Here is a 20763-nt window from a genome sequence, read left to right on the forward strand (position 1 = left end):
TTTAGCTCTTGACGGCAGCTGCCACTTCAGCAGCAAAATCGGTCTCTTCCTTCTCGATGCCTTCGCCGAGAGCGATACGGACAAAGCCAGTGATCTTCGCCGGTGCACCGATGGCCTTCTCAGCTTCCTTGAGGGCCGCTGCAACCGTCAGGTCAGGATTGATGACGAAAGCCTGCGAAAGAAGAACAACTTCTTCGTAGAACTTGCGCATACGACCTTCGATCATCTTTTCGATGATGTTGTCCGGCTTGCCGGATTCACGAGCCTGCTCGATGAAGATCGCCTTCTCGCGCTCGGCAGCAGCCGGGTCAACGTCTTCGGCAGTCAAAGCCAGCGGGTTGATTGCAGCAACGTGCATGGCAACCTGGCGGCCAAATGCATTTGCAGCTTCTGCGTCACCGGCAGTTTCGATGGCAACGAGAACGCCGAGCTTGCCGAGGCCGTCAGCAACACCGTTGTGGATGTAGGTCGCGACAACGCCCTGCGGGACGGTCAGCGCAGCCGAACGGCGGAAACCAATGTTTTCACCAATGGTGGCAACGGCGTCCTTTGCCGTTTCGGTAACGGTCTTGCCGCCAACGTCGGCGTTGGCCACGGCTTCCGTCGAGCCATCGGTCGACAAGGCAGCCTGGGCGATCTTGCGGACGAGATCCTGGAAAGCTTCGTTGCGAGCAACGAAATCGGTTTCGGAATTGACTTCAACGACAACAGCCTTGTTGCCGGAAGCTGCAACGCCCACCAAACCTTCGGCAGCCGTACGGCCAGCCTTCTTGTCGGCCTTTGCAATACCCTTGGCGCGCAGCCAGTCAACGGCAGCGTCGATATCGCCATTGGTTTCAGCAAGTGCAGCCTTGCAGTCCATCATGCCGGCGCCGGTGAGGTCGCGGAGTTCTTTGACGAGAGATGCGGAAATGCTCATGATATCGCCTTTCACGAAAGCGAAGGCACACCGGATGGGTGTGCCAACTTTTAACCGGCGCTTGATTTCTGGATCACGATTAGCCTGAGCATTGCACTTCAGGAATCACAATCCCGCACCGGGATGAAACGAGATTATCCACCCGCCCTATCACAGATATGACGGATGGATGAAATCATACGCTGATTAAGCGCCTTCAGCCGGAGCTTCGAGAGCTGGCTCAACCGGAGCTTCAGCCTGTGCACCGACGTCGATGCCCATTGCGCCCTGCTGACGAGCAATGCCGTCGAGAGCGGCGCGAGCAATCAGATCGCAATAAAGAGCGATAGCGCGTGCGGCGTCGTCGTTGCCCGGAATCGGGTAGTCGATCTGGTCGGGATCGCAGTTCGAATCGATCACTGCAACAACCGGAATACCAAGACGCTTGGCTTCCTGAATAGCAATCGCTTCCTTGTTGGTATCGATGATGAACATCAGGTCCGGAACCGAACCCATGTCCTTGATACCGCCAAGGGCGCGGTCAAGCTTTTCGCGCTCACGCTCGAGGTTGAGACGTTCCTTCTTGGTGAAGCCCTGAGCTTCGCCAGCCAGAAGTTCGTCGAGCTTGCGCAGACGCTGGATCGAGTTGGAGATCGTCTTCCAGTTTGTCATCATGCCGCCGAGCCAGCGTGCATTGACGTAGTACTGTGCCGAACGGTTGGCAGCATCGGCGATGATGTCCGAAGCCTGACGCTTCGTGCCGACGAACAGAACGCGACCGCCGCGAGCAACCGTGTCAGAAACAACCTTCAGCGCATTGTGCAGCAGAGGAACGGTCTGGGACAGATCGAGAATGTGGATGTTGTTACGGTCACCATAGATGTATGGTGCCATTTTCGGGTTCCAGCGATGGGTCTGGTGGCCGAAGTGAACACCAGCTTCCAGAAGCTGGCGCATGCTGAAATCAGGCAATGCCATCTTTATTTTCCTTTTCCGGTTTAACCTCCACGGGCTGAGGCGATTTCTCGCCACCGGAGGTTTTTGCCGGATTTCTCCCGACAAAAGCCCAATCCCGTGTGTGGAATAGGCGCGCTGTTAACGGATCGCGCCGTGAAATGCAACCCCATGCCATAGGAATTACGGCAGGCGGCGACCGAGGGCCCTACCTGCCGTATCGGCTTGCACACATAGAATAACGCTTAATGAGGCACAGTGGAAGAATGATGCGACGAGATCAGCCAGTCCTTCCCATTCCAAACATAGGTGAATGTATAGCGCGCATTCGCTTTGCTGCCGTCACCAAAGGAGAATGTATAGGTGCCCGTATCTATAGCCTTGTTACAGCCTGTTCGAATGGTGCGGCCATCGATATGGCCGACCGGTTTTTTCTTCAAAAAGTCTCGGAAATAATCCTCACGCTGTTTTTGCGTATGACGTACCTCCTTAGAAAGCGTCGGTAGCAGCACCGCATCATCCGCGTAGTTCGCCGCCACTTCTGCCGGGTCGCCTGTACGCAGTGAATTGTTCCAACGCTCAAACAGCGCAGCTACTTTCGCCTTTGTAGGGACATGGCAACGCGCCGAGACAACTGCCAAACTTAGGCGATCCGATTTTGCGTCAACCGCTGCGAAGGAAGTAAGTGGAGCCACAAAAACCGCACCACAAATAAATAACAAAGAAATATATCTTTTCATAATAACACCGCTAATAATTAAAATTTTAAATTATTATCCTCCCATATCAAGAATAATACGACCCCATAAAAACATGAAGTCGTATAATACAACAATAGTTAATGCTGCCGCTACTTGTCACAGGTGACTTTATTTTTTGCCGCATCGTAGACATCGAGCTTCACAAGCTTTCCACGCATGGAGAAATCTCCATAGTCCATGGTGAGGTCACGAGTAATACCATTGCGGTAGAGCTTAAAATTGATACGGTAGATCGGCAGGCCATCCTGCTTTTCCTTGTCATCGAAGTAAGCGATCGTCACAGGCCAGACCTGATCCTTGGAAAACTTACCCATAACCTTGGTTTCGTCGTCCGAAACTGCCTGTTCCTTGCCGACGACAACGGTGGTAGCGACCACCCTGTCAGCATCTTCGGAAGCATCGAAAAGCGAGGTCTGGTAGAATTTCTGCCCGGCCTCCGCCTTGCCGATCAGTTCTTCCATATGTCCGGTCGGAAATTGCGTTCCCTTGAGGTCAAGCTTGTTTTCCTTCGGCTTGCTCAATTCAACGACTGTCTTGCCACCCTCGAGCTTCGCGTCACCGCGGACTTCCTTGACCAGTTCCTTGTCCACGAAGGTCTTGTTGACGAAACGGAAGTTCTTTCCATCTGCACCTTCGAAAGTTGTCGTCTGCTGGTCGGTCACGCGCTGCGGCTGCTCTTCCATATCGATACGCGTCACAAAACGGAAATTGGTGGTGTAACCTTCACAGGCAGATCCGTTGAACTCGTAGACCATACGACCGGTCAAACCGCTGATTCCCGATTTTTCATCGGCGCGATCTAGTGTCAGATCATAGACTGCGCGGTGTGGAACCAGCGTTACCGTCGAGGCCGCATGAGCGACACCAGCAAATCCGGCCCATACACAAGCAGCCGTTCCACTCGCCGCAACCGCACTCTTGAAAAAACGCATATATGAATCTCCCGATGAGTTGACGAGCATGATAAAAAAACTCGTGGCGGAAGCGAGGCAAAAAACGCACCCTTCCCAAAAGCTTCACCGATTCTGCCTATAGGTAGATCGCGAAGTACCTTTGCAAGCAAGGATTAATGCAATGACCGATACAATCGATAGCCGCCTTAAAAATCTGGGTATATCCATTCCGGAAGCTGCGGCACCCGCTGCCAACTACGTTCCTTTTGCGCAAAGCGGTTCGCTGCTTCTCACATCTGGCCAGCTCCCGCTGGAAGGCGGCAAGCTTGTGCATACGGGTCAGATCGGTGATGAGCTGACGGTTGCGCATGGGCAAGCTGCGGCGCGGGCCTGCGCTGTCAATATCCTTGCCCAGGCAAAGGCCGCTCTTGGTGACCTTGGCCGCATCAAGCGCATTGTGAAGATTACTGCCTTCGTGGCCTCCACGCCCGATTTCGTGGAACAGCACCTTGTGGCCAATGGCGCCTCCGATCTCCTCGTGGCGGTTCTCGGCGATGCCGGCAAACACGCCCGCTCGGCTGTTGGCGTTGCGAGCCTGCCCCTCAATGCACCTGTCGAAATAGAAGCGATCATCGAGGTTGCCTGACATGACTTCCATCGACTGGATCAGGAAGCGTCCCGTTGCCCATCGCGGATTGCACGATCTCAATAAAGAGCGCTGGGAAAACACCCTTTCAGCGTTCGAGGCAGCAGCCAAAGCGGGGTTCGCGATCGAATGCGATGTGCATCTCACCCGTGACGGCGGTGTTGTCGTCTTTCACGACGATGAACTGAAGCGCCTTGCCGGTCGCGAAGGCTACATCAGCGATCTCACACTGGCCGAAGCCACCTCGCTGAAGATCGGCGGCACCGCTGATCACGTACCGACGCTTCGCCAGATGCTTGATCTGGTCAATGGTCGTGTTCCCCTCGTTATCGAGTTGAAGGGCATCGAAGGCAAAGATGACGGTCTGGTTGCCGCTGTCGCCAAAGAACTGGCGTCCTATAAGGGCGAAGCTGCGATCATGTCTTTCGACCACCATTTGATCCGCCGGTTTTCGACGGACGCTCCGGGTATTCCCGGCGGCCTCACCGCCGAAGGTACGCGCACGGAAGATTTCGAGAGGCATTTCTCCATGCTGGCGCATGGCATCTCCTTCGTCTCCTACAATGTGCATCACCTGCCCAATCCGTTTGTCACCTTTGTTCGGGAAAAGTTGCAGATGCCGGTGATCAGTTGGACGGTGCGGGATCGGGAAATGCAGAAGCATAGCGATCTCAATGTCGACCAGATCACGTTCGAAGGCTTTGATCCGCGCGCCCTCATGGCTTGACGACAACACGCCGGGCGCAGCAAAATACGCGCGATAACGGCAAAGGAATAGCGGTGAACGACGAAGATCCGCAGAATGAACAGAGCTTCGTTCTTCGTGTCGTTGAGAGTATCAGCGAATTCACGGCAGACGAATGGAACAGTCTTGTCGGGGCCTCCCGGCAGGACGCGCATTATAATCCCTTCATTACCCGAAACTTCCTGCTCGCTTTGGAAGAATCAGGCTCAGTTTCACGGAAGGCTGGCTGGCTTCCGCGCCACTTGCGCCTCGAAGATGATCAGGGCCGCCTCATCGGAGCCGTGCCGAACTATCTCAAGGGACATAGCCAAGGTGAATATGTCTTCGACCATGGATGGGCTGACGCTTTCGAACGCGCCGGTGGTCGATACTATCCAAAATTTCAGGCTGCAGTACCTTTCACACCAGCCACTGGTCCACGCCTTCTCAACCACATTGCCTATGAGAGCGAAACCGTTCGGCTGGCATTAGCTGGCGGACTGCGAGAACTGGCGGATCAAACCGGCGCCTCATCTGCACATGTCACCTTTGCGCTGCCGGATGAGATCACCGCGTTGGAGCGAGCAGGATTTCTTCATCGCACGGATCAGCAATTTCACTTTAAAAACAACGGCTTTAAAAGCTATGATGATTTTCTAAATGAGCTGGTATCGCGGAAACGCAAGGCGTTGAAAAAAGAGCGGCGCGAAGCTCTATCGGAAGGCATCGAAATCGATTGGCTAACCGGGAGCGATCTCACGGAAGCCGTATGGGATGATTTCTTCGCGTTTTATATGGATACCGGTAGCCGAAAATGGGGGCGGCCTTATCTGAACAGGCGGTTCTATTCGCTGATCGGCGAAAGCATAGCGGAAGACATTCTACTCGTCATGGCCAAACGCAATGGACATTACATTGCCGGTGCGATCAACTTCATTGGTGGCGATACACTTTTCGGCCGTCATTGGGGCTGTATCGAAGATCACCCATATCTGCATTTCGAGGTTTGTTATCATCAGGCAATCGATTTTGCGATTGATCGAAAGCTCAGCGTCGTGGAGGCAGGAGCACAGGGCGAGCATAAAATGGCGCGCGGCTATGTGCCGGTCACAACCCATTCGGCACATTACATTGCCCATGAAGGCTTTCGAAACGCTGTGCGCGACTATCTCGATCATGAACGTCACGAAGTCGAACAAATCCATAATGCTTTGGAAGAGCATTCGCCATTCAGAGGTGGTTGAGCCCATCCACCTTGCCTAACGGGACTTGATGCGATCTGATCCCGTCAAACATTTCGCATTGGAGAGAATCGCATGTCTGCCACCTATGACGACAACAATATCTTCGCTAAGATTCTGCGCGGGGAAATCCCGTCCACCCGTGTTTATGAAACGGACGACGTCGTTGCCTTCATGGATGTAATGCCGCAAGGCACGGGTCACACGCTGGTTGTGCCAAAGGCCCCTTCCCGCAATCTGCTCGATGCCAAGCCGGAAACCCTCGCGAACGTTGTTCAGGTGGTGCAGAAAATCGCGCAGGCCGTGAAAACGGCATTCAATGCCGATGGTGTAACCGTGATGCAGTTCAACGAACCGGCATCCGGCCAGACCGTCTATCACCTGCATTTCCATGTGATCCCACGCTTTGAAGGCGTGGCGCTCAGGCCCCATACCGGACAGATGGAAGACGCAGCCGTTCTTTCTGCAAACGCTGAAAAGATTCGCGCAGCGCTCTGATATGATTCACACTTTCAAAGCGTAAGTAGGCCGATGACCAGCAGGATTTCCGCAACCAGCACACCGACAAGCAATCGCTTGCCGGTAATGATAAAAGCGGCGAATCCTGCCACGGCGGAACCAGCGCGGAGCCAGAGCGGCGAGTTGGCCAATTCTCCATTGGGATAGAGAATGAGCTGCGCGATAACACCTGCAACCAGCACGGTCGCAACGCAGCGCACAAGAACAAGCGCCTCAGAATCCTCCCTTACGCGCCCGCCAACCAGCACGCCCATCACGCGGAACAGATAAGTTGGAAGTGCGCCAGCCAGCAGAATAAACAAAAACGGCCACCACCAGGTCGAAAAACTGTCCCAATTCATTTGACTGCTCCTACCGATATGCGGCCCATACGATGAAAGCCGAAGGCTATCAGCCCACCGAGAACACCCGTAATCAACAGGTCATAGCCGGGTGCCAGATGATGAAATATGGGAAACAGAACAATCCCGGAAATCATTGCGACCTGCCCCGCCCGTTCTCTCGCCGAACGCCAGAGCGACGTCAGAAAATACATCGGCGTCAGCATGAAAAGTGCAGCGAAAACAATTGGCGGAAAAGACGTCGATAACGAATAGACGATGGCTACGACAATCGCATTGGTTCCCACCAGAACCATACCGATCCCCGCAAAATAACTGGTTCGCATATCACGTGGAATCTTGCGCAGCTCCTCCATGGCCATGACCCACGCGGTGACAGCAACGAAATGACAAAGGGCCGCCAATGTCAGTTTCCGCGTTTTCGGTCCCTGCAACTCGGGAAGCAGCGCGACCACCATCGGCATCAAACGCACGGACGAAAGTCCCACGGCGAGGGCCGCAGCAGGCAAGGCCACACCTGCGCTGATCGCACCGATCAGAACGACCTTTGCCGGAAGCGCCCAGATGGTCAGTGTCATGAAAACGGCTTGAACGACGGTGATGCCGCTTTCAATTGCCAGTCCCGCAAAACCGATAAACGAACTCATCAATAGTAGAGCTGGAATGCTGCAAATGCGCGCGCAGCCGCGCAAGAACCATCGCAGATGACGATGATCTTCTGAATTTTGCTCGGGATGATCGGAATGAATCGGTGGCATAGAGCCACGTTAGAGCAAGCACCGATGCAGTTGCACCCGGTTTTTACCGGCTCAGATCGGAAAACCTCAGTTTTCGTTCACGCCAGTCTCATGCTCTAAATAAAACGGCCCTCAGAGAGGGCCGTTTCGATTGATTATCACTTCTTACGTGGCACTTTCGGCACCGAAGATTTGGCCGCCGAAGCCTTCGACGAGGATTTCGGCGCTGGTTCGTCCTTGCCCGCCAGCACTTTTTCCTTCTCGGCCTTCTTCGGAGCAGCCTTCTTGCGTTGCAGCTGCTTCTTTTCAGCCGGGATATCCTTCTTTGGACTTACCGGCTTATCAGACACGCTCTCCAGCGAAAGATCAGTCTTTCCATCCGGTTTCGTCGCGACATCTACACGAACGGTGCCTCCATGCTTAAGTTTTCCGAACAGCACTTCATCGGCCAAGGGCTTCTTGATGTGTTCCTGGATAACCCGGGCAAGCGGACGTGCGCCCATGCGCTCGTCGTAACCCTTGTCGGCCAGCCAGGCGATTGCACCTTCGGTCAGCTCGAAGGTCACGCCGCGCTCAGCAAGCTGTGCTTCAAGCTGAAGCACAAACTTCTGCACAACCTGATGAATGACCGGAACCGGCAACGGACCGAACGGAATGATCGCATCCAGTCGGTTACGGAACTCAGGCGTAAACAAGCGGTTGATCGCTTCCATGTCATCGCCTTCGCGACGCGTGGAACCGAAGCCGATTGCTGCCTTCGCCATATCCGACGCACCGGCATTGGTGGTCATGATCAGGATCACATTGCGGAAATCGATCTTCTTGCCGTTGTGATCGGTTAGCGAGCCATGATCCATTACCTGCAACAATATGTTGAACAGATCGGGGTGTGCCTTCTCGATTTCATCGAGCAACAGCACGCAATGCGGATGCTGATCGACGCCATCGGTCAGGAGTCCGCCCTGATCGAAGCCAACATAGCCAGGAGGCGCACCGATGAGCCGCGATACGGTGTGACGCTCCATATATTCCGACATATCGAAACGCAGGAGTTCCACGCCCAACGAACTTGCCAGCTGTTTGGCGACTTCCGTCTTGCCGACGCCGGTCGGGCCGGAGAACAGGTACGAGCCGATTGGCTTGTCCGGTTCGCGCAATCCCGCACGGGCGAGCTTGATCGACGCTGACAGCGCTTCGATGGCCAGATCCTGACCGTAAACGACACGCTTCAGTTCAGCATCCAGATGCGAGAGAACCTGCTCATCATCCTTCGATACCGACTTCGGTGGGATACGGGCCATCGTCGCGATTGTCGCTTCGATTTCCTTCACACCAATGGTCTTCTTGCGCTTGTTTTCAGGCAACAGCATCTGGCTGGCGCCTGTTTCGTCGATCACGTCGATTGCCTTGTCGGGCAATTTGCGGTCCGAAATATAACGTGCAGACAATTCCACCGCCGTCTTGATGGCGTCGACCGTGTACTTGACCTTATGGAAATCCTCGAAATAGGGCTTCAGCCCCTTCATGATTTCAATCGCATCCGGGATCGATGGCTCGTTGACATCGATCTTCTGGAAACGACGTACCAAGGCACGGTCCTTCTCGAAGAACTGACGATATTCCTTATAGGTCGTTGACCCGATGCAGCGGATCGCGCCAGATGAAAGCGCCGGCTTCAACAGGTTCGATGCGTCCATCGCGCCGCCCGAAGTAGCGCCGGCACCGATGACCGTATGAATCTCGTCGATGAACAGAACCGCGCCCGGATACTCTTCGAGCTCCTTGACGACTTGCTTCAGACGTTCTTCAAAGTCACCGCGATAGCGCGTGCCGGCCAGAAGCGTACCCATGTCGAGCGAGAAGATCGTCGCATCGGCAAGTGCTTCCGGCACCTGTCCTTCAACGATCCGCTTCGCAAGTCCTTCGGCAATGGCGGTTTTGCCAACGCCAGGGTCACCCACATAAAGCGGATTGTTCTTCGAACGGCGGCAGAGCACCTGAATGGTACGGTTGATTTCACTATCACGCCCGATCAGCGGATCGATGCGTCCGGCCTTCGCCTTCTCATTCAGATTGACGCAATAAGCAGACAGCGCATCCTGCTTCTTCTTGGCGCTTTCTTCCTGTTCCGTGCTGGTGCGTTCTTCGCTGGCACTTTCCGCGCCGCGCGGAGGACGGGTTTCGTTGCTCTGCGGCCGTTTTGAGATGCCGTGCGAGATATAGTTCACGGCATCGTAACGGGTCATCTGCTGCTCCTGGAGGAAATAGGCAGCATGGCTTTCCCGTTCTGCGAAAATAGCAACGAGCACATTGGCACCGGTCACTTCCTCACGGTTCGAGGACTGGACATGGATGACCGCACGCTGAATAACGCGCTGGAAAGCGGCGGTTGGTTTAGAATCTTCGTCATAACCTGTGACAAGGTTATCGAGTTCGCGATCAATATAATCGGTAACGATACGTTTGAGATGCTCAAGGTCGACGCTGCAGGCACGCATCACTGCGCCCGCATCCTGATCGTCGATCAAGGCAAGCAAAAGATGTTCGAGCGTCGCATATTCGTGATGCCGCTCGTTTGCTATTGTGAGGGCTTGATGCAGGGCCCTTTCAAGGCTTGGGGAGAACGATGGCATATGACCTCACTTTTTCTCCATCACGCATTGCAGCGGATGCTGGTTTTGGCGGGCGAAATCCATGACCTGGCTGACTTTGGTTTCGGCGACTTCGTATGTAAATACGCCGCACTCGCCGACCCCGTGATTGTGAACATGCAGCATGATGCGCGTGGCATCATCCTGGTTCTTCTGGAAAAACCGCTGCAGGACATGAACGACGAACTCCATGGGTGTGTAGTCGTCGTTGAGGAGCAGGACACGATAGAGGCTCGGCTTCTTGGTTTTCGGCTGTGTACGCGTAACCACAACGGTGCCGTTTTCCGGACCATTTCCGCCGTCGGTTTTGCTTTGCATGAATATATCGAGATGCCTCATGAAACCTATTACCCGGATGCCCATCTGCCTGACCCAACTTGCCCTATTATGTAGGTCGTCATGTGGTGATTTTAAGCCCTTCATTGGCACTTGCAACCGGGACTTATTGCAATAACGAGGCTTGACACAGTTATATAGTATTGTCCGAACGATAGGCCTCGGCGAAACAGCCCTATGTAAAACAGTCGGAGCGGTTGGTCCCATAAATACAGACTTCAATTATTGGGACGAAAAAACTCAACCCTATAAAAGACGAAGTACAAGTTGCCGTTTCAGAAATGGGTAAAAAATACTATTTTTGGCACATAATAAAAACATTAATAATCGCACTTCGGATAATATCAGAAAGCACTTTTTCACAACCCGTCCATTTTTAATGGCTGCCTCTCCCTTTCAACTGGATAAGGCAGCAACAAATTCAAACTCGCGCAAGCGAGTTTTTTTTGGCCTGCGGCTCGCCTCCCATCATCCGAAACATAGATCACATTCCGATGACACATCTGCGTGAGCGATAGATATGCGCTGTGTCCAACCCGGACACCGACATCACGGCAGCCCCAATTTTTTCCGAAATTTATGAACAACGCGGTTACCATAAACGGATTGGTAACGCTGATGGCAGTAGGATCACCGAATTAGACGCTGTGTGCCTTTTGTGCAGCAGTTCAAAAAATCCGGGATACAGGTAGGTCATCATCGTGCGTACCGCATTTAGTAAAATCGCATATGCCTTGAAAAGAGCGGCGCAAGCCACCCTTCTTCTAGCAGTTGTAACGGGGTGTTCAACAGCTTCGACAACGATACCAGCGATAGCGGCAAGCGATAGATACGCAGCTATCGTAATCGATGCGAATACCGGCAAAACGCTTTTTGCCTCGAATGCGGATGCCCAGCGTTATCCCGCCTCTCTCACCAAAATGATGACCCTGTACATGCTGTTCGAGGCAATGCAGGCTGGCCGCATGAACAAGGACACGCGTATTCCCGTGTCCGCCTATGCAGCCGCACGGCCACCTACGAAAATCGGATTTCGCCCAGGACAGAGCATTCGTGCTGAAGATGCCGCGCTGGCCATGATTACCAAATCGGCCAACGACGTAGCCACAGCTGTCGGCGAATATCTCGGCGGTTCCGAAGAACGCTTTGCCCAGATGATGACTGCGAAGGCACGTCGTCTTGGCATGCGCAACACGACCTTCCGTAACGCATCGGGCCTGCCGAACATGGCGCAACATACGACTGCACGCGACATGGCGATTCTCAGCATCGCGCTTCGTCAGCATTTCCCGACCGAATTCTCCTACTTCTCGCGTCGCAGCTTCGTTTTCCGCGGCCAGACTATCAATGGCCACAACCGTTTGCTCGGTCGCGTTGAAGGCGTGGATGGCATCAAGACCGGCTATACCAATGCATCGGGCTACAATCTGGCCTCCTCGGTCAGCCTAGATGGCCGTAGACTGGTGGCTGTCGTGATGGGTGGAAATACCGGTGCAAGCCGTGACGCCCATATGGCTCAGCTCATTCGCAAATATCTTCCTATGGCAACGCGTAGCCGCAACGCTGCACCGCTCGTCGCAATGCGCAACGATGCACCGCAGGTTGTTGCTTCGGTCGATCTCCCTAAGGCCCGGAACGCCCCTGTTCCTGTGACACGTCAGGCCGCCGCAGTGGAGGATGTCATCAATAACGAAAGCGGCGAAGGTGACAGCGATCAGCCACAGGTTCTGGCGCTTGCAGCTCCAACAGCGCGCCCGGCAGCTCTCGCAGCACAGGCCGCTATTCGCCCAACTCCGAAGGCCGCTGTTCCGTCTGCGCAGACACAGGATGTCGATCCGGTCACGACCGCGTCCGCACCTGCTGCCGGTGGCTGGGCTATCCAGATTGGCTCTCTGCCGAGCGAAGGCCAGGCACGCGACATGCTGGCCAAGGCTTCGGCCACGGCAGGCGGTACGCTGCGTGCCGCATCGCCCTATACCGAGACCTTCAACAAAGGTAGCGCAACTTTCTACCGCGCACGCTTTGTCGGCTTCTCTTCCAAGCAAGCCGCATGGGATGCATGCGCCTCGCTGAAGAAGAAAAACTTCGGCTGTTATGCAGTCGCGAACTGATCGATTGCGAGGGGCTTTGCCTCCTCGTTGCCAGCTTCAAACCCGAATTTGTAGTGCGTAGAGGGTTTCGAGATGTCAAATATGAGAGAAACTATCGGCCAACCGCCGTTTAAAACCGGTGACTGGACACAGGATGAAGGCAGGACTTCAGCCTTCGGTGCGCTGTTTTCGGTACAAGGACTTAAGCAGGCTGCGCTGCGAATTGCTGATGCACGGCGCGGCGCGGGCTTCCAGACGAAAGATTTGGTCGGGTTGCTCGTCTGTCATGCAGCACGCAACAAGCGAATGGCGCAGCCTCGGGCCTCCATGCGCATGACCTTGCCAGTCAATTTCGACAGAGTTTCTGTACGCCTGACCATAGAAAATTGATCGACATAGATAAAATGAAAAAAGGCCTGCCGATTAACCGGCAGGCCTTTTTTCATGAATATATCATCTTCAAAGCAACCCCAGTGCCGCCAGTTCCTGCCGCAATTCCGCAGGCAAGGCTGCCCTGCCCGCTTTACCTGCCGCTTCGTCATGTGGAACTTCATTTTCATTGAGATAACGCCACCCCTGAAAAGCGCGACGCGGTTGCCACTCGGTAGGAATAACCTTGGGTTCGAGAACGAGGTGGCAGCGATGAATGCCTTCGCTATCCGTAAACGGACGGACATCCAGTAAACGCTGACGGCATTGAACGTTGCCCTTGATAACCCAATAGAGCGAGCCGCCTTCCAGCAGCTCATCAATCCGTTTTGGCACCATTCTTGTCGTATGAAACTGTTCCGGCACCAGACCGGCCGCACGCTGTTCCGCAAGACGGAAATCGATCCAAGCCGCAAGATCTTCGATACTATCGCAGCCGACACAAAGTTTGACGAGATTGAGAGCCATAGGGGTGATTTAGCCAAGACGAATGCGAGCTTCAAGCCTGAAGCATCGCATTCTGTCTAGAATTGCAAATCAACAGGCTACCACGTTGACGGCGAGGCCGCCCTGACTGGTTTCCTTGTAGCGCTCGCTCATATCGTGACCGGTCTGGCGCATCGTCTCGATACAAGCGTCAAGCGGCACAAAATGCTTGCCGTCGCCCTTCACAGCCAGTGATGCTGCGGTCACCGCTTTCACAGCGCCAAGCGCGTTACGCTCGATACACGGCACCTGCACCAGCCCGGCAACCGGGTCGCAGGTCATGCCAAGATGGTGTTCCAGCGCGATTTCAGCGGCATTTTCAATTTGCTCAGGCGATCCGCCAAGCACAGCCGCAAGGCCCGCTGCAGCCATGGCCGATGCTGATCCCACCTCGCCCTGGCAACCAACCTCGGCCCCTGAAATCGATGCATTATGCTTGATGACGCCACCGATGGCAGCGGAAGTGAGGAGAAAATCTCTGATGCCTTTATCGTCTGCATCATCATGAAAATGCAGATAGTAGCGTAGAACGGCTGGTACAACGCCTGCAGCGCCATTTGTCGGTGCGGTGACAACCCGACCGCCAGACGCGTTCTCTTCATTGACCGCCATCGCGTAAACAGAAAGCCAGTCATTAGCCAGAAGCGGATTGCTGCGGTTGTTGCGCCAGTCGTCCTGAAGCTTGTCATGAAGCTGTCGCGCACGACGGCGAACATTCAGACCGCCGGGCATAACACCGTCCCGGCTCAAGCCGCGCTCGATACAGCCACGCATAGCGCCCCAAATACGATCAAGACCATTATCCAGATCGCCGCGTGCCATATGCTTTTCTTCATTGGCCCGTTTCATTTCGGCAATCGACAAACCACTATCGTGGGCCATCTCAAGCATTTCAGCGGCACTACGGAAAGGAAACGGCACATCAGCCTTATCGTCCTGTTTCGCCCCGCTGCGCTGAACACGGCTCAGCTCTTCTTCAGTCACAACAAAACCGCCGCCGATGGAAAAATACGCACGACGCAACAAGAGATTGTCGTCAGCATCGAAAGCAGAGAAAGCCATTCCGTTAGCATGCCCCGGCAAAGGCGTTTTCCGATCCAGCACAAGATCAACCTTTGGGTCGAAATGATAGGCTGGATGCCCGTCAGGGTTCACCTTCTTCTCGGCGAAGACCTTCTCAACTTCGACGTCCATGATATCGGGATCAATCGTATCCGGCAAATGACCGCAAAGCCCCAGAATAACAGCCCGATCCGTCGCATGTCCGACGCCGGTGTAAGCCAGAGAGCCGTGCAAGCTCGCTTTCAGCCGGTGGATTTTCGAATGCGCGGGCCGCGGCCAGTTTCCGCCGATTACCTCATTGAGAAACATGCGTGCAGCCGTCATCGGGCCCATCGTATGCGAACTGGAAGGCCCAATGCCAATCTTGTAAAGATCGAAAACCGACAGAAACATTCCACACCTTCTGCAGCCTTCACGCGGCTGATTGATTCCTGATCGCAGTGTCGCCCGCGATTTGCCTGATCGTCTATATTAGACAAAAATCGGCAAAAAGTCGCTAACGCTGAAACCGCGTATCTCTATCAGATAGTGTAGGAAAGGATCAACGCAAACGAAATGCCGAAATGCGGCATCAAATTTCCGGATTACGTAACTCCGCCTGACTTCTAGACGGAGAACAGATAGGCCATGAGAATGACAGCAGCGAGACCAACGACTGCCCAGAGCGTAACACCCCAGCAGGATTTTTGAACGGTTTCGTCCATGGAAATTTTGGCAACCTTGTTGTGCAACTCTTTTACACAGTGTCCTTCACGACGCTGTTACCAATCATATAGCTTCGTGATGATCGGAACGCAACGGCCAAAAACGGCTGAATTGCGGCGACAGATTCTAAAAGCCAAACAGGACGCTTCAGGAAATCATATTTATCAGTAAGTTACCGATAGATAACCTTAACAAAAGCTTTAAAGTGACGGCAGAAATGCGGCATCAGGGTTGCGGCACGAGCATATCGGTCTTGCCAGCGAACCAGTAGGCCGCCAACCCAACCCATTCCCGCATGGCCACACTGAACCGCGAAAGCGCTTCATTTGGAGATTCGAGATAAAGGCCAAAACGCTCACTGGCGCGCGTTTTATAGTCCACCGGCCAAGCGACAACGTCGAAATCTGCCTTGCGAAAACAGCCAACGGAACGCGGCATATGATATGCGGAGGTGATCAGAAGCCAGGTTTCACCCGATTTCGGCTCAGCTAATTCCTTTGAGAAAACCGCATTCTCCACAGTGTTGCGAGATTTGTTTTCATAAATATAGCGTTCACCTGAAAAGCCGAGATCGATCAGCATCTGGCGTGTGCTGTCTGCTTCTTTGGCGGATTCTTCAAAATAGGCGCCCTCGCCGCCGGAGATAATGACTTTAGCGTCCGGATACAGCCTTGCCAGCCGCATTGCCTCAAAAATCCGATCAGCCGCACTGTTCAATTCAAAACCTTTGCGTCCGGCATTGATCTCGCCATTCATATAGCCGCCGAGCACGACTATTCCGTCCACCCGTTGCGGCATTTCATCCGGCTTTGCAAAACGGTCTTCCAATGGAGCGAGCAGAACAGAACCCAGCGTCGTAAAGGACGCAAAGAACAGAATGACTATCGACAGCCCCAGCGCTCCCAAGCCGAACCGCCGGAAGCCGCGCCACATGGCCAGAAAAGCAATCAGGACAAGAATGAGGATTATCGTGACAGGTTGAAAGAACAGCCAGAAAATCTTCGAAAGACTATAGAACAACCAAACCCTCCAATATCAGGCTCTTTGCCCGCGCCAAAATCAGCACGAATCCGTGTGCGTCCACATACTATAGTGTTGCAAAAGGCTGTGTTAGAGATTTGCCGGGAATCGAAACCGCCGGACATTGCTATCCACCCGGAAGGAACCATGTCTAACATCACGCCTCAGGATACCGTAACTTCGTCCCGTATTCGCCTCGGGCGTATCGATATTGCACGTGGGATCGCACTGATCGCCATGGCGATCTACCACTTTGGCTGGGACCTTGAGTTCTTCGGTTATATGGCGCCTGCCACGACCGCCCACGGTGGCTGGAAGCTTTTCGCCCGCTGTATCGCTTCAAGCTTCCTGTTTCTCGTCGGCTTCAGCCTCGTCCTGGCGCATGGCAACGGAATTCGCTGGAAGCCAATGGCGAAACGGCTGGCGCAGGTCGTTGTCGCTGCCGCCGCGATCTCAGCCGTCACTTGGTACATGTCGCCAGACAGCTTTATCTTTTTCGGCATCCTTCACCAGATCGCTCTGGCAAGTGTACTCGGTCTTCTTTTCCTGCGCTTGCCCGCACTTATAACCTTGGCTGCTGCAGTGCTTGTCATTAGCGCTCCGCTCTATGCGCGTGCCGATATTTTTAATCATCCTGTACTGAGTTGGGTTGGTCTTTCGACCGTAATGCCGCGTTCGAATGATTATGTGCCGCTGTTTCCATGGTTCGGCGCGGTTCTCATCGGCATAGCCGTCGCTCGCATGTCTCAGCGCTTCGGCTGGCTCCAGCTATTGGCTGGCGGAATCAAGCCACAGTTTCTGGAAAAGCCGCTGACATTCATCGGCAGGCATAGCCTGGCTTTTTATCTCATTCATCAGCCGGTACTGATCGCGCTGGTTTATGTGTTCTCGCAACTGATGCCTCCCGCACAGCCTGCGCCGCGTGAAGCCTTCACGCAGTCCTGCGTGGCAGCATGCCTGCAAAACGGCAGCGAACAGCTATGTCAGCAGTTCTGCGGCTGTGTCGTGACAGAACTGGACAGGGCCAAACTGTTTGATGATGTCTTCAGCGGCAAGATCGACCAAGAGAACAACAGCACGGTTCAGAACATCGCACAAATATGCTCGCCAGTGCCTGACGCCCAGTAAAAAAGATCAAGTATTGACGCCTAGTTCGGCGAGACGCTCGATGCAGGATTCCTCGATCTGGTCGAGTTCGCCGAGCGTTTCCTCAATGTCGCGCCGCTTTTGGCGAAGATCAGCGCGCTTTTCTTCGACGCGCTTCATGAGCAGTTTCAACTGCCCTGTTTCACCGGGCGGCTCGCGATACATCTGGATGATCTCGTGAATTTCCGCGATAGAAAACCCAAGCCGTTTGCCGCGCAGAATCTGCTTCAAAAGATGGCGGTCGGCGGGGCGAAACAGTCGCGTGCGACCGCGTCTCACAGGAGCGATCAAGCCTTCATCTTCGTAGAAGCGCAAAGTACGGGTCGAAATACCGAACTCCCGCGTCAACTCTGTGATCGTATAATATTCGCGCACCACAACATTCCTGCCTTATATCAAGCGGACCAGGCTCTAAGCTCAATTGGTTCAGAGCATAACGTTGTGCTCCTGCGCTTACGTAAAAGTCAACATTAAACCGATACAGCTAAAATATATTTAGCTACAATTTAGTGAAAACGAGGATGATCAGCCCATCATATCATTGGGAACAGTGAACGCATTTTTAGAAATAGTCGGGCCGAAACCCCCGTATTTTCGTTGATTTCGCGTTGTGGCGACTTGCCATCATATTGCCGCTCATGCGTTATGAACTTGCGAAAACCAGTTACAAATGGCGATTCATGCGGCGCTCAATAAAATTTACTTTAATCGGACTTGTCGTCATCGCCGTAATAGGTGCTGCACCATTTGCCGTTGAACCAATTGTGGTCAAGATTGGTGAAGGCTCGATTCGCCAGCTCGCCAGAGACGGTAATTTCTGCCAGACGGACCAATGTGACGAAGGCATGAATTATGCACTTGGTTTTCTCGAAACCAATTATGGCCTGTCGCCTCATGACGTTAAATGGTGTATGGGCGTCGATGTCATTTCCCATTATGAGTTGCCATTCGGTAACGCACTGAAGAAATCAATAACCGACCGAATGTACCAACGTTGTGGCGACCCGAAACAAGACGAGCCTCCCGGCGATCATACGGATGAATAAAGGCGCATTTCATGAAGCGATTTTTGCGCATTGGCGCCTGGTTGATACTTCTGGCCATCCTTGCAGTTACGATTAGTCCGATAAAATTCCGCCCCGTAACAGGTGAGCCCGTCGATCTTGAACGGTTTGCAGCTTTCTTTCTGGTCGGCGCCTTATTTGCCCTTGCCTACCCTCGCCACTGGATGGGCGTTCTTTTGTTGACCGTTGGCTGCGCCGCACTTTTCGAACTGATGCAGCGTCTCGCGCCCGGACGTCATGGCGAGTTCATCGACTTCGTTTTCAAAGCTGCCGGAGCCATACTTGGCATTGCTGTTGGCTATGGCCTCAGCCTTATCCGTCCCTTCCGGCAGGAAAGCTAATCAGGCTGCTGGAATAGCTTGCAGCCTGTCCCGTGCCGATTCACGCATGAACTCCAGATGGATCGAGCGCAGCAATGCAGCCAGATCGTCATTGGCGGCAGCAAACCGACTGCCCCCTGCGGCCTCGCACATCAACGCCGATATTTCAGCGGCGCCCATCCGCATCCGTCCGGCAGCAACCGCACGCCAGGCCTCGATGGCAACAATCAAGGGCGCATGCGTCGCATCGCTCAACCCCGCAGAGCGAAGTAGTGCGGCAAGTGCCGCCGGACGACCGCCGGAAATAATTGCACAGATCCGTGCGTCATCGAGATCGGAAAGCGCAGCCAGCAGGCTCGCGAAGAAGTCTATACGGCCTCCGGCAACTGCACGGATAACAAAACTTGTCGTGATTTCACCGCGCAGACGCAGATGCTCGACCAGCGCCGGAAGTTCTTCCTGCGAACAAGTTTCCGCCAGTTGCATGGATGCGCGAGCCGTCGCATCACCCACAAGCTTATCGGCGCGGCGTTCACCCAGAAGCAATTTCACCAGCGGAAGAGATTGCAAAACCTCCCCGACTTTCACAGCCAGAAGATGACGGCATTCCGCAGGAAGACGCGGATGGGCCAGCAAAGCCTCGCGCACGAGGGCATCATGACCACAGCGTTCGCTTATGCGCCGGAATGAAACCGGAGCGATACGGGCACAGCTGTTAAACAGCATTTCAGCAACTGCCTCGTTGTTTCCAACTTCGGCGATTGCCGCCGCGACTGCAAATGAAACATGCGGGCGCGCAGCAACCAAAACCTGCATTGAGGGCGCACCATAGGCCACACGATCAATCAGATCTGCGTCGCTGAGGAGTGTCGAGCGTGCTAGGATGTAACCCGCAACCTCGGGCTGGTCGGCGGCAAGCGCCGTCACAATATGCAGGGGCGAGTGCACACTGGTCGAAAGTACATCTGCCATAGCCATGCGCACTTTCGGCGAAGGATCATCAAGCAGAAGCGTCAAAGCCGCTTCAGCCTGGGCACGAACATGGTCTGGCTGAAGCTGGTCAACACACTGTCGGGCCAAACGAGCAGCACGGACAACACGCGCAGCTACCGGCTCGCAACTGCCAACAAGCGCATCTTTTTCGATATACATTCTGGCCCCGCTCCAGATCGTTCTTGTATTCGAAAAGATTAAATTAAAATGGTTTACGAGCGGTTTACCATGTTTGTTAACCGCATTGCCGCAGCATGGAACCGAACGCGTTTTCACTCGTTTTATCGTCATCAATTCAACGGAGACTTCAAATGGCCGACGAAAAGATCACGAACGACATCCAGCAGGCTCTCGAAAAGCAAATCGCCGATATGCGCAATGAACTGAAGCGCCTTTCTAAGTCACTGGCGTCACATTCTGGCGAGCTGAGAGAACGCGCAGAGGACGCCATGGATGATGCGTCCGGTCGTTTCCGTCATGCCGCGCAAGCCGTGCGTGAACGCGGCCAGGTGGTTGCCGAGACGGTTCGGGAAAATCCGGGCACAGCGACGACACTTTTCGGAACTGCCGGAATTATCGGCATTCTCATCGGCGTTGCCATTGGATGTGCCATTTCTGATCGCCGCTGAACAGCAAGAACAGTCTGATGCTTATGCCCGCGCTCCATGCGCGGGCTTTTGTTTGCACTCTTTACGGGATCGTTGTGGTCTGCTAGCTCCCCCATCATTGGCAATTTGCCACCGGTCG

The 20763-nt window shown here is 54.1% G+C and carries 23 protein-coding genes; 10 read left to right on the forward strand and 13 right to left on the reverse strand.

Annotated elements, in window-relative coordinates; translation table 11 throughout:
• Position 1 precedes the first annotated feature (1 nt).
• From tsf to eipB, 4 genes are all read right to left on the reverse strand, one after another.
• Positions 2-919, reverse strand: a complete 918-nt coding sequence (gene tsf, locus HWX93_RS11110; RefSeq protein ID WP_176037409.1) for a translation elongation factor Ts — start codon at positions 917-919, stop codon at positions 2-4.
• Between the two features lie 186 nt (positions 920-1105).
• A complete protein-coding gene (rpsB, locus tag HWX93_RS11115) occupies positions 1106-1876 on the reverse strand; it encodes a 30S ribosomal protein S2 (protein ID WP_176037410.1) in 771 nt (256 codons plus the stop codon).
• A gap of 221 nt (positions 1877-2097) precedes the next feature.
• Positions 2098-2592 carry an SgcJ/EcaC family oxidoreductase gene (locus HWX93_RS11120; RefSeq protein ID WP_176037411.1) on the reverse strand — a complete coding sequence of 165 codons (495 nt, stop codon included), beginning with the start codon at positions 2590-2592 and terminating at the stop codon, positions 2098-2100.
• A gap of 110 nt (positions 2593-2702) precedes the next feature.
• Positions 2703-3545 carry a cell envelope integrity protein EipB gene (gene eipB, locus HWX93_RS11125; protein ID WP_176037412.1) on the reverse strand — a complete coding sequence of 281 codons (843 nt, stop codon included), beginning with the start codon at positions 3543-3545 and terminating at the stop codon, positions 2703-2705.
• A gap of 142 nt (positions 3546-3687) precedes the next feature.
• Between eipB and HWX93_RS11130 the strand changes: the two genes are divergently transcribed.
• The 4 genes from HWX93_RS11130 (at position 3688) to HWX93_RS11145 (ending at position 6615) form a co-directional block, all read left to right on the forward strand.
• Positions 3688-4152: a RidA family protein gene (locus HWX93_RS11130; RefSeq protein WP_006471616.1), complete on the forward strand. Its 465-nt coding sequence runs from the start codon at positions 3688-3690 to the stop codon at positions 4150-4152.
• Position 4153: 1 nt separating this feature from the next.
• Positions 4154-4879 carry a glycerophosphodiester phosphodiesterase gene (locus HWX93_RS11135; protein ID WP_176037413.1) on the forward strand — a complete coding sequence of 242 codons (726 nt, stop codon included), beginning with the start codon at positions 4154-4156 and terminating at the stop codon, positions 4877-4879.
• Between the two features lie 53 nt (positions 4880-4932).
• Entirely contained in the window at positions 4933-6120 is a 1188-nt protein-coding gene (locus HWX93_RS11140) for a GNAT family N-acetyltransferase (protein ID WP_176037414.1), read from the forward strand.
• A gap of 72 nt (positions 6121-6192) precedes the next feature.
• The gene (locus HWX93_RS11145) at positions 6193-6615 is read left to right on the forward strand and encodes an HIT family protein (protein WP_176037415.1); all 423 of its coding nucleotides are present in this window, start codon (positions 6193-6195) and stop codon (positions 6613-6615) included.
• A 14-nt stretch (positions 6616-6629) separates the two neighbouring features.
• On the opposite strand, the gene HWX93_RS11150 is transcribed toward HWX93_RS11145, so the two are convergent.
• The 4 genes from HWX93_RS11150 to clpS form a co-directional block, all read right to left on the reverse strand.
• Positions 6630-6977 (reverse strand): AzlD domain-containing protein, encoded by a 348-nt coding sequence (locus HWX93_RS11150; RefSeq protein WP_176037416.1) that lies wholly within the window; start codon positions 6975-6977, stop codon positions 6630-6632.
• On the reverse strand, positions 6974-7624 hold the full coding sequence (locus HWX93_RS11155) for an AzlC family ABC transporter permease (RefSeq protein ID WP_235969099.1): 651 nt from the start codon (positions 7622-7624) through the stop codon (positions 6974-6976). Before HWX93_RS11155 ends, HWX93_RS11150 begins: the two co-directional genes overlap by 4 nt.
• Positions 7625-7872: 248 nt before the next feature.
• A complete protein-coding gene (gene clpA, locus HWX93_RS11160) occupies positions 7873-10347 on the reverse strand; it encodes an ATP-dependent Clp protease ATP-binding subunit ClpA (RefSeq protein ID WP_176037418.1) in 2475 nt (824 codons plus the stop codon).
• A gap of 6 nt (positions 10348-10353) precedes the next feature.
• On the reverse strand, positions 10354-10683 hold the full coding sequence (gene clpS, locus HWX93_RS11165) for an ATP-dependent Clp protease adapter ClpS (RefSeq protein ID WP_061346484.1): 330 nt from the start codon (positions 10681-10683) through the stop codon (positions 10354-10356).
• Between the two features lie 719 nt (positions 10684-11402).
• Between clpS and HWX93_RS11170 the strand changes: the two genes are divergently transcribed.
• Positions 11403-12812, forward strand: coding sequence for a D-alanyl-D-alanine carboxypeptidase family protein (locus HWX93_RS11170; protein WP_109987753.1), 1410 nt, complete (start codon positions 11403-11405; stop codon positions 12810-12812).
• A gap of 72 nt (positions 12813-12884) precedes the next feature.
• Positions 12885-13181: a hypothetical protein gene (locus HWX93_RS11175; RefSeq protein WP_176037419.1), complete on the forward strand. Its 297-nt coding sequence runs from the start codon at positions 12885-12887 to the stop codon at positions 13179-13181.
• 69 nt (positions 13182-13250) lie between these two features.
• Here HWX93_RS11175 and HWX93_RS11180 read toward each other — a convergent pair whose 3' ends face one another.
• The 3 genes from HWX93_RS11180 to HWX93_RS11190 all read right to left on the reverse strand — a co-directional run bounded on the left by HWX93_RS11180 (position 13251) and on the right by HWX93_RS11190 (position 16493).
• On the reverse strand, positions 13251-13688 hold the full coding sequence (locus tag HWX93_RS11180) for a DUF1489 family protein (RefSeq protein WP_109987751.1): 438 nt from the start codon (positions 13686-13688) through the stop codon (positions 13251-13253).
• Between the two features lie 69 nt (positions 13689-13757).
• Complete coding sequence (locus tag HWX93_RS11185) at positions 13758-15161, reverse strand: L-serine ammonia-lyase (protein WP_176037420.1); 1404 nt, start codon at positions 15159-15161, stop codon at positions 13758-13760.
• Between the two features lie 537 nt (positions 15162-15698).
• A complete protein-coding gene (locus HWX93_RS11190; RefSeq protein ID WP_109987749.1) occupies positions 15699-16493 on the reverse strand; it encodes a YdcF family protein in 795 nt (264 codons plus the stop codon).
• 147 nt (positions 16494-16640) lie between these two features.
• On the opposite strand from HWX93_RS11190, the gene HWX93_RS11195 reads away from it, so the two are divergent.
• Positions 16641-17621 carry a heparan-alpha-glucosaminide N-acetyltransferase gene (locus HWX93_RS11195; protein ID WP_176037421.1) on the forward strand — a complete coding sequence of 327 codons (981 nt, stop codon included), beginning with the start codon at positions 16641-16643 and terminating at the stop codon, positions 17619-17621.
• 6 nt (positions 17622-17627) lie between these two features.
• Here HWX93_RS11195 and HWX93_RS11200 read toward each other — a convergent pair whose 3' ends face one another.
• Complete coding sequence (locus tag HWX93_RS11200) at positions 17628-18014, reverse strand: MerR family transcriptional regulator (protein ID WP_010659960.1); 387 nt, start codon at positions 18012-18014, stop codon at positions 17628-17630.
• Between the two features lie 305 nt (positions 18015-18319).
• On the opposite strand from HWX93_RS11200, the gene HWX93_RS11205 reads away from it, so the two are divergent.
• Both HWX93_RS11205 and HWX93_RS11210 read left to right on the forward strand, forming a co-directional pair.
• Positions 18320-18685 carry a hypothetical protein gene (locus HWX93_RS11205; RefSeq protein ID WP_176037450.1) on the forward strand — a complete coding sequence of 122 codons (366 nt, stop codon included), beginning with the start codon at positions 18320-18322 and terminating at the stop codon, positions 18683-18685.
• 11 nt (positions 18686-18696) lie between these two features.
• Complete coding sequence (locus HWX93_RS11210; RefSeq protein WP_109987747.1) at positions 18697-19044, forward strand: VanZ family protein; 348 nt, start codon at positions 18697-18699, stop codon at positions 19042-19044.
• Here the strand turns inward: HWX93_RS11210 and HWX93_RS11215 are convergent, their stop codons facing one another.
• Positions 19045-20175 (reverse strand): DUF2336 domain-containing protein, encoded by a 1131-nt coding sequence (locus HWX93_RS11215; RefSeq protein WP_176037422.1) that lies wholly within the window; start codon positions 20173-20175, stop codon positions 19045-19047. It abuts the gene before it with no gap.
• A 152-nt stretch (positions 20176-20327) separates the two neighbouring features.
• On the opposite strand from HWX93_RS11215, the gene HWX93_RS11220 reads away from it, so the two are divergent.
• A complete protein-coding gene (locus HWX93_RS11220) occupies positions 20328-20645 on the forward strand; it encodes a DUF883 family protein (RefSeq protein WP_061346182.1) in 318 nt (105 codons plus the stop codon).
• The last annotated feature ends 118 nt before the right edge of the window (positions 20646-20763 follow it).

Origin of the sequence: Brucella tritici (assembly GCF_902825325.1) — a bacterium.
Taxonomy (GTDB): Bacteria; Pseudomonadota; Alphaproteobacteria; order Rhizobiales; family Rhizobiaceae; genus Brucella.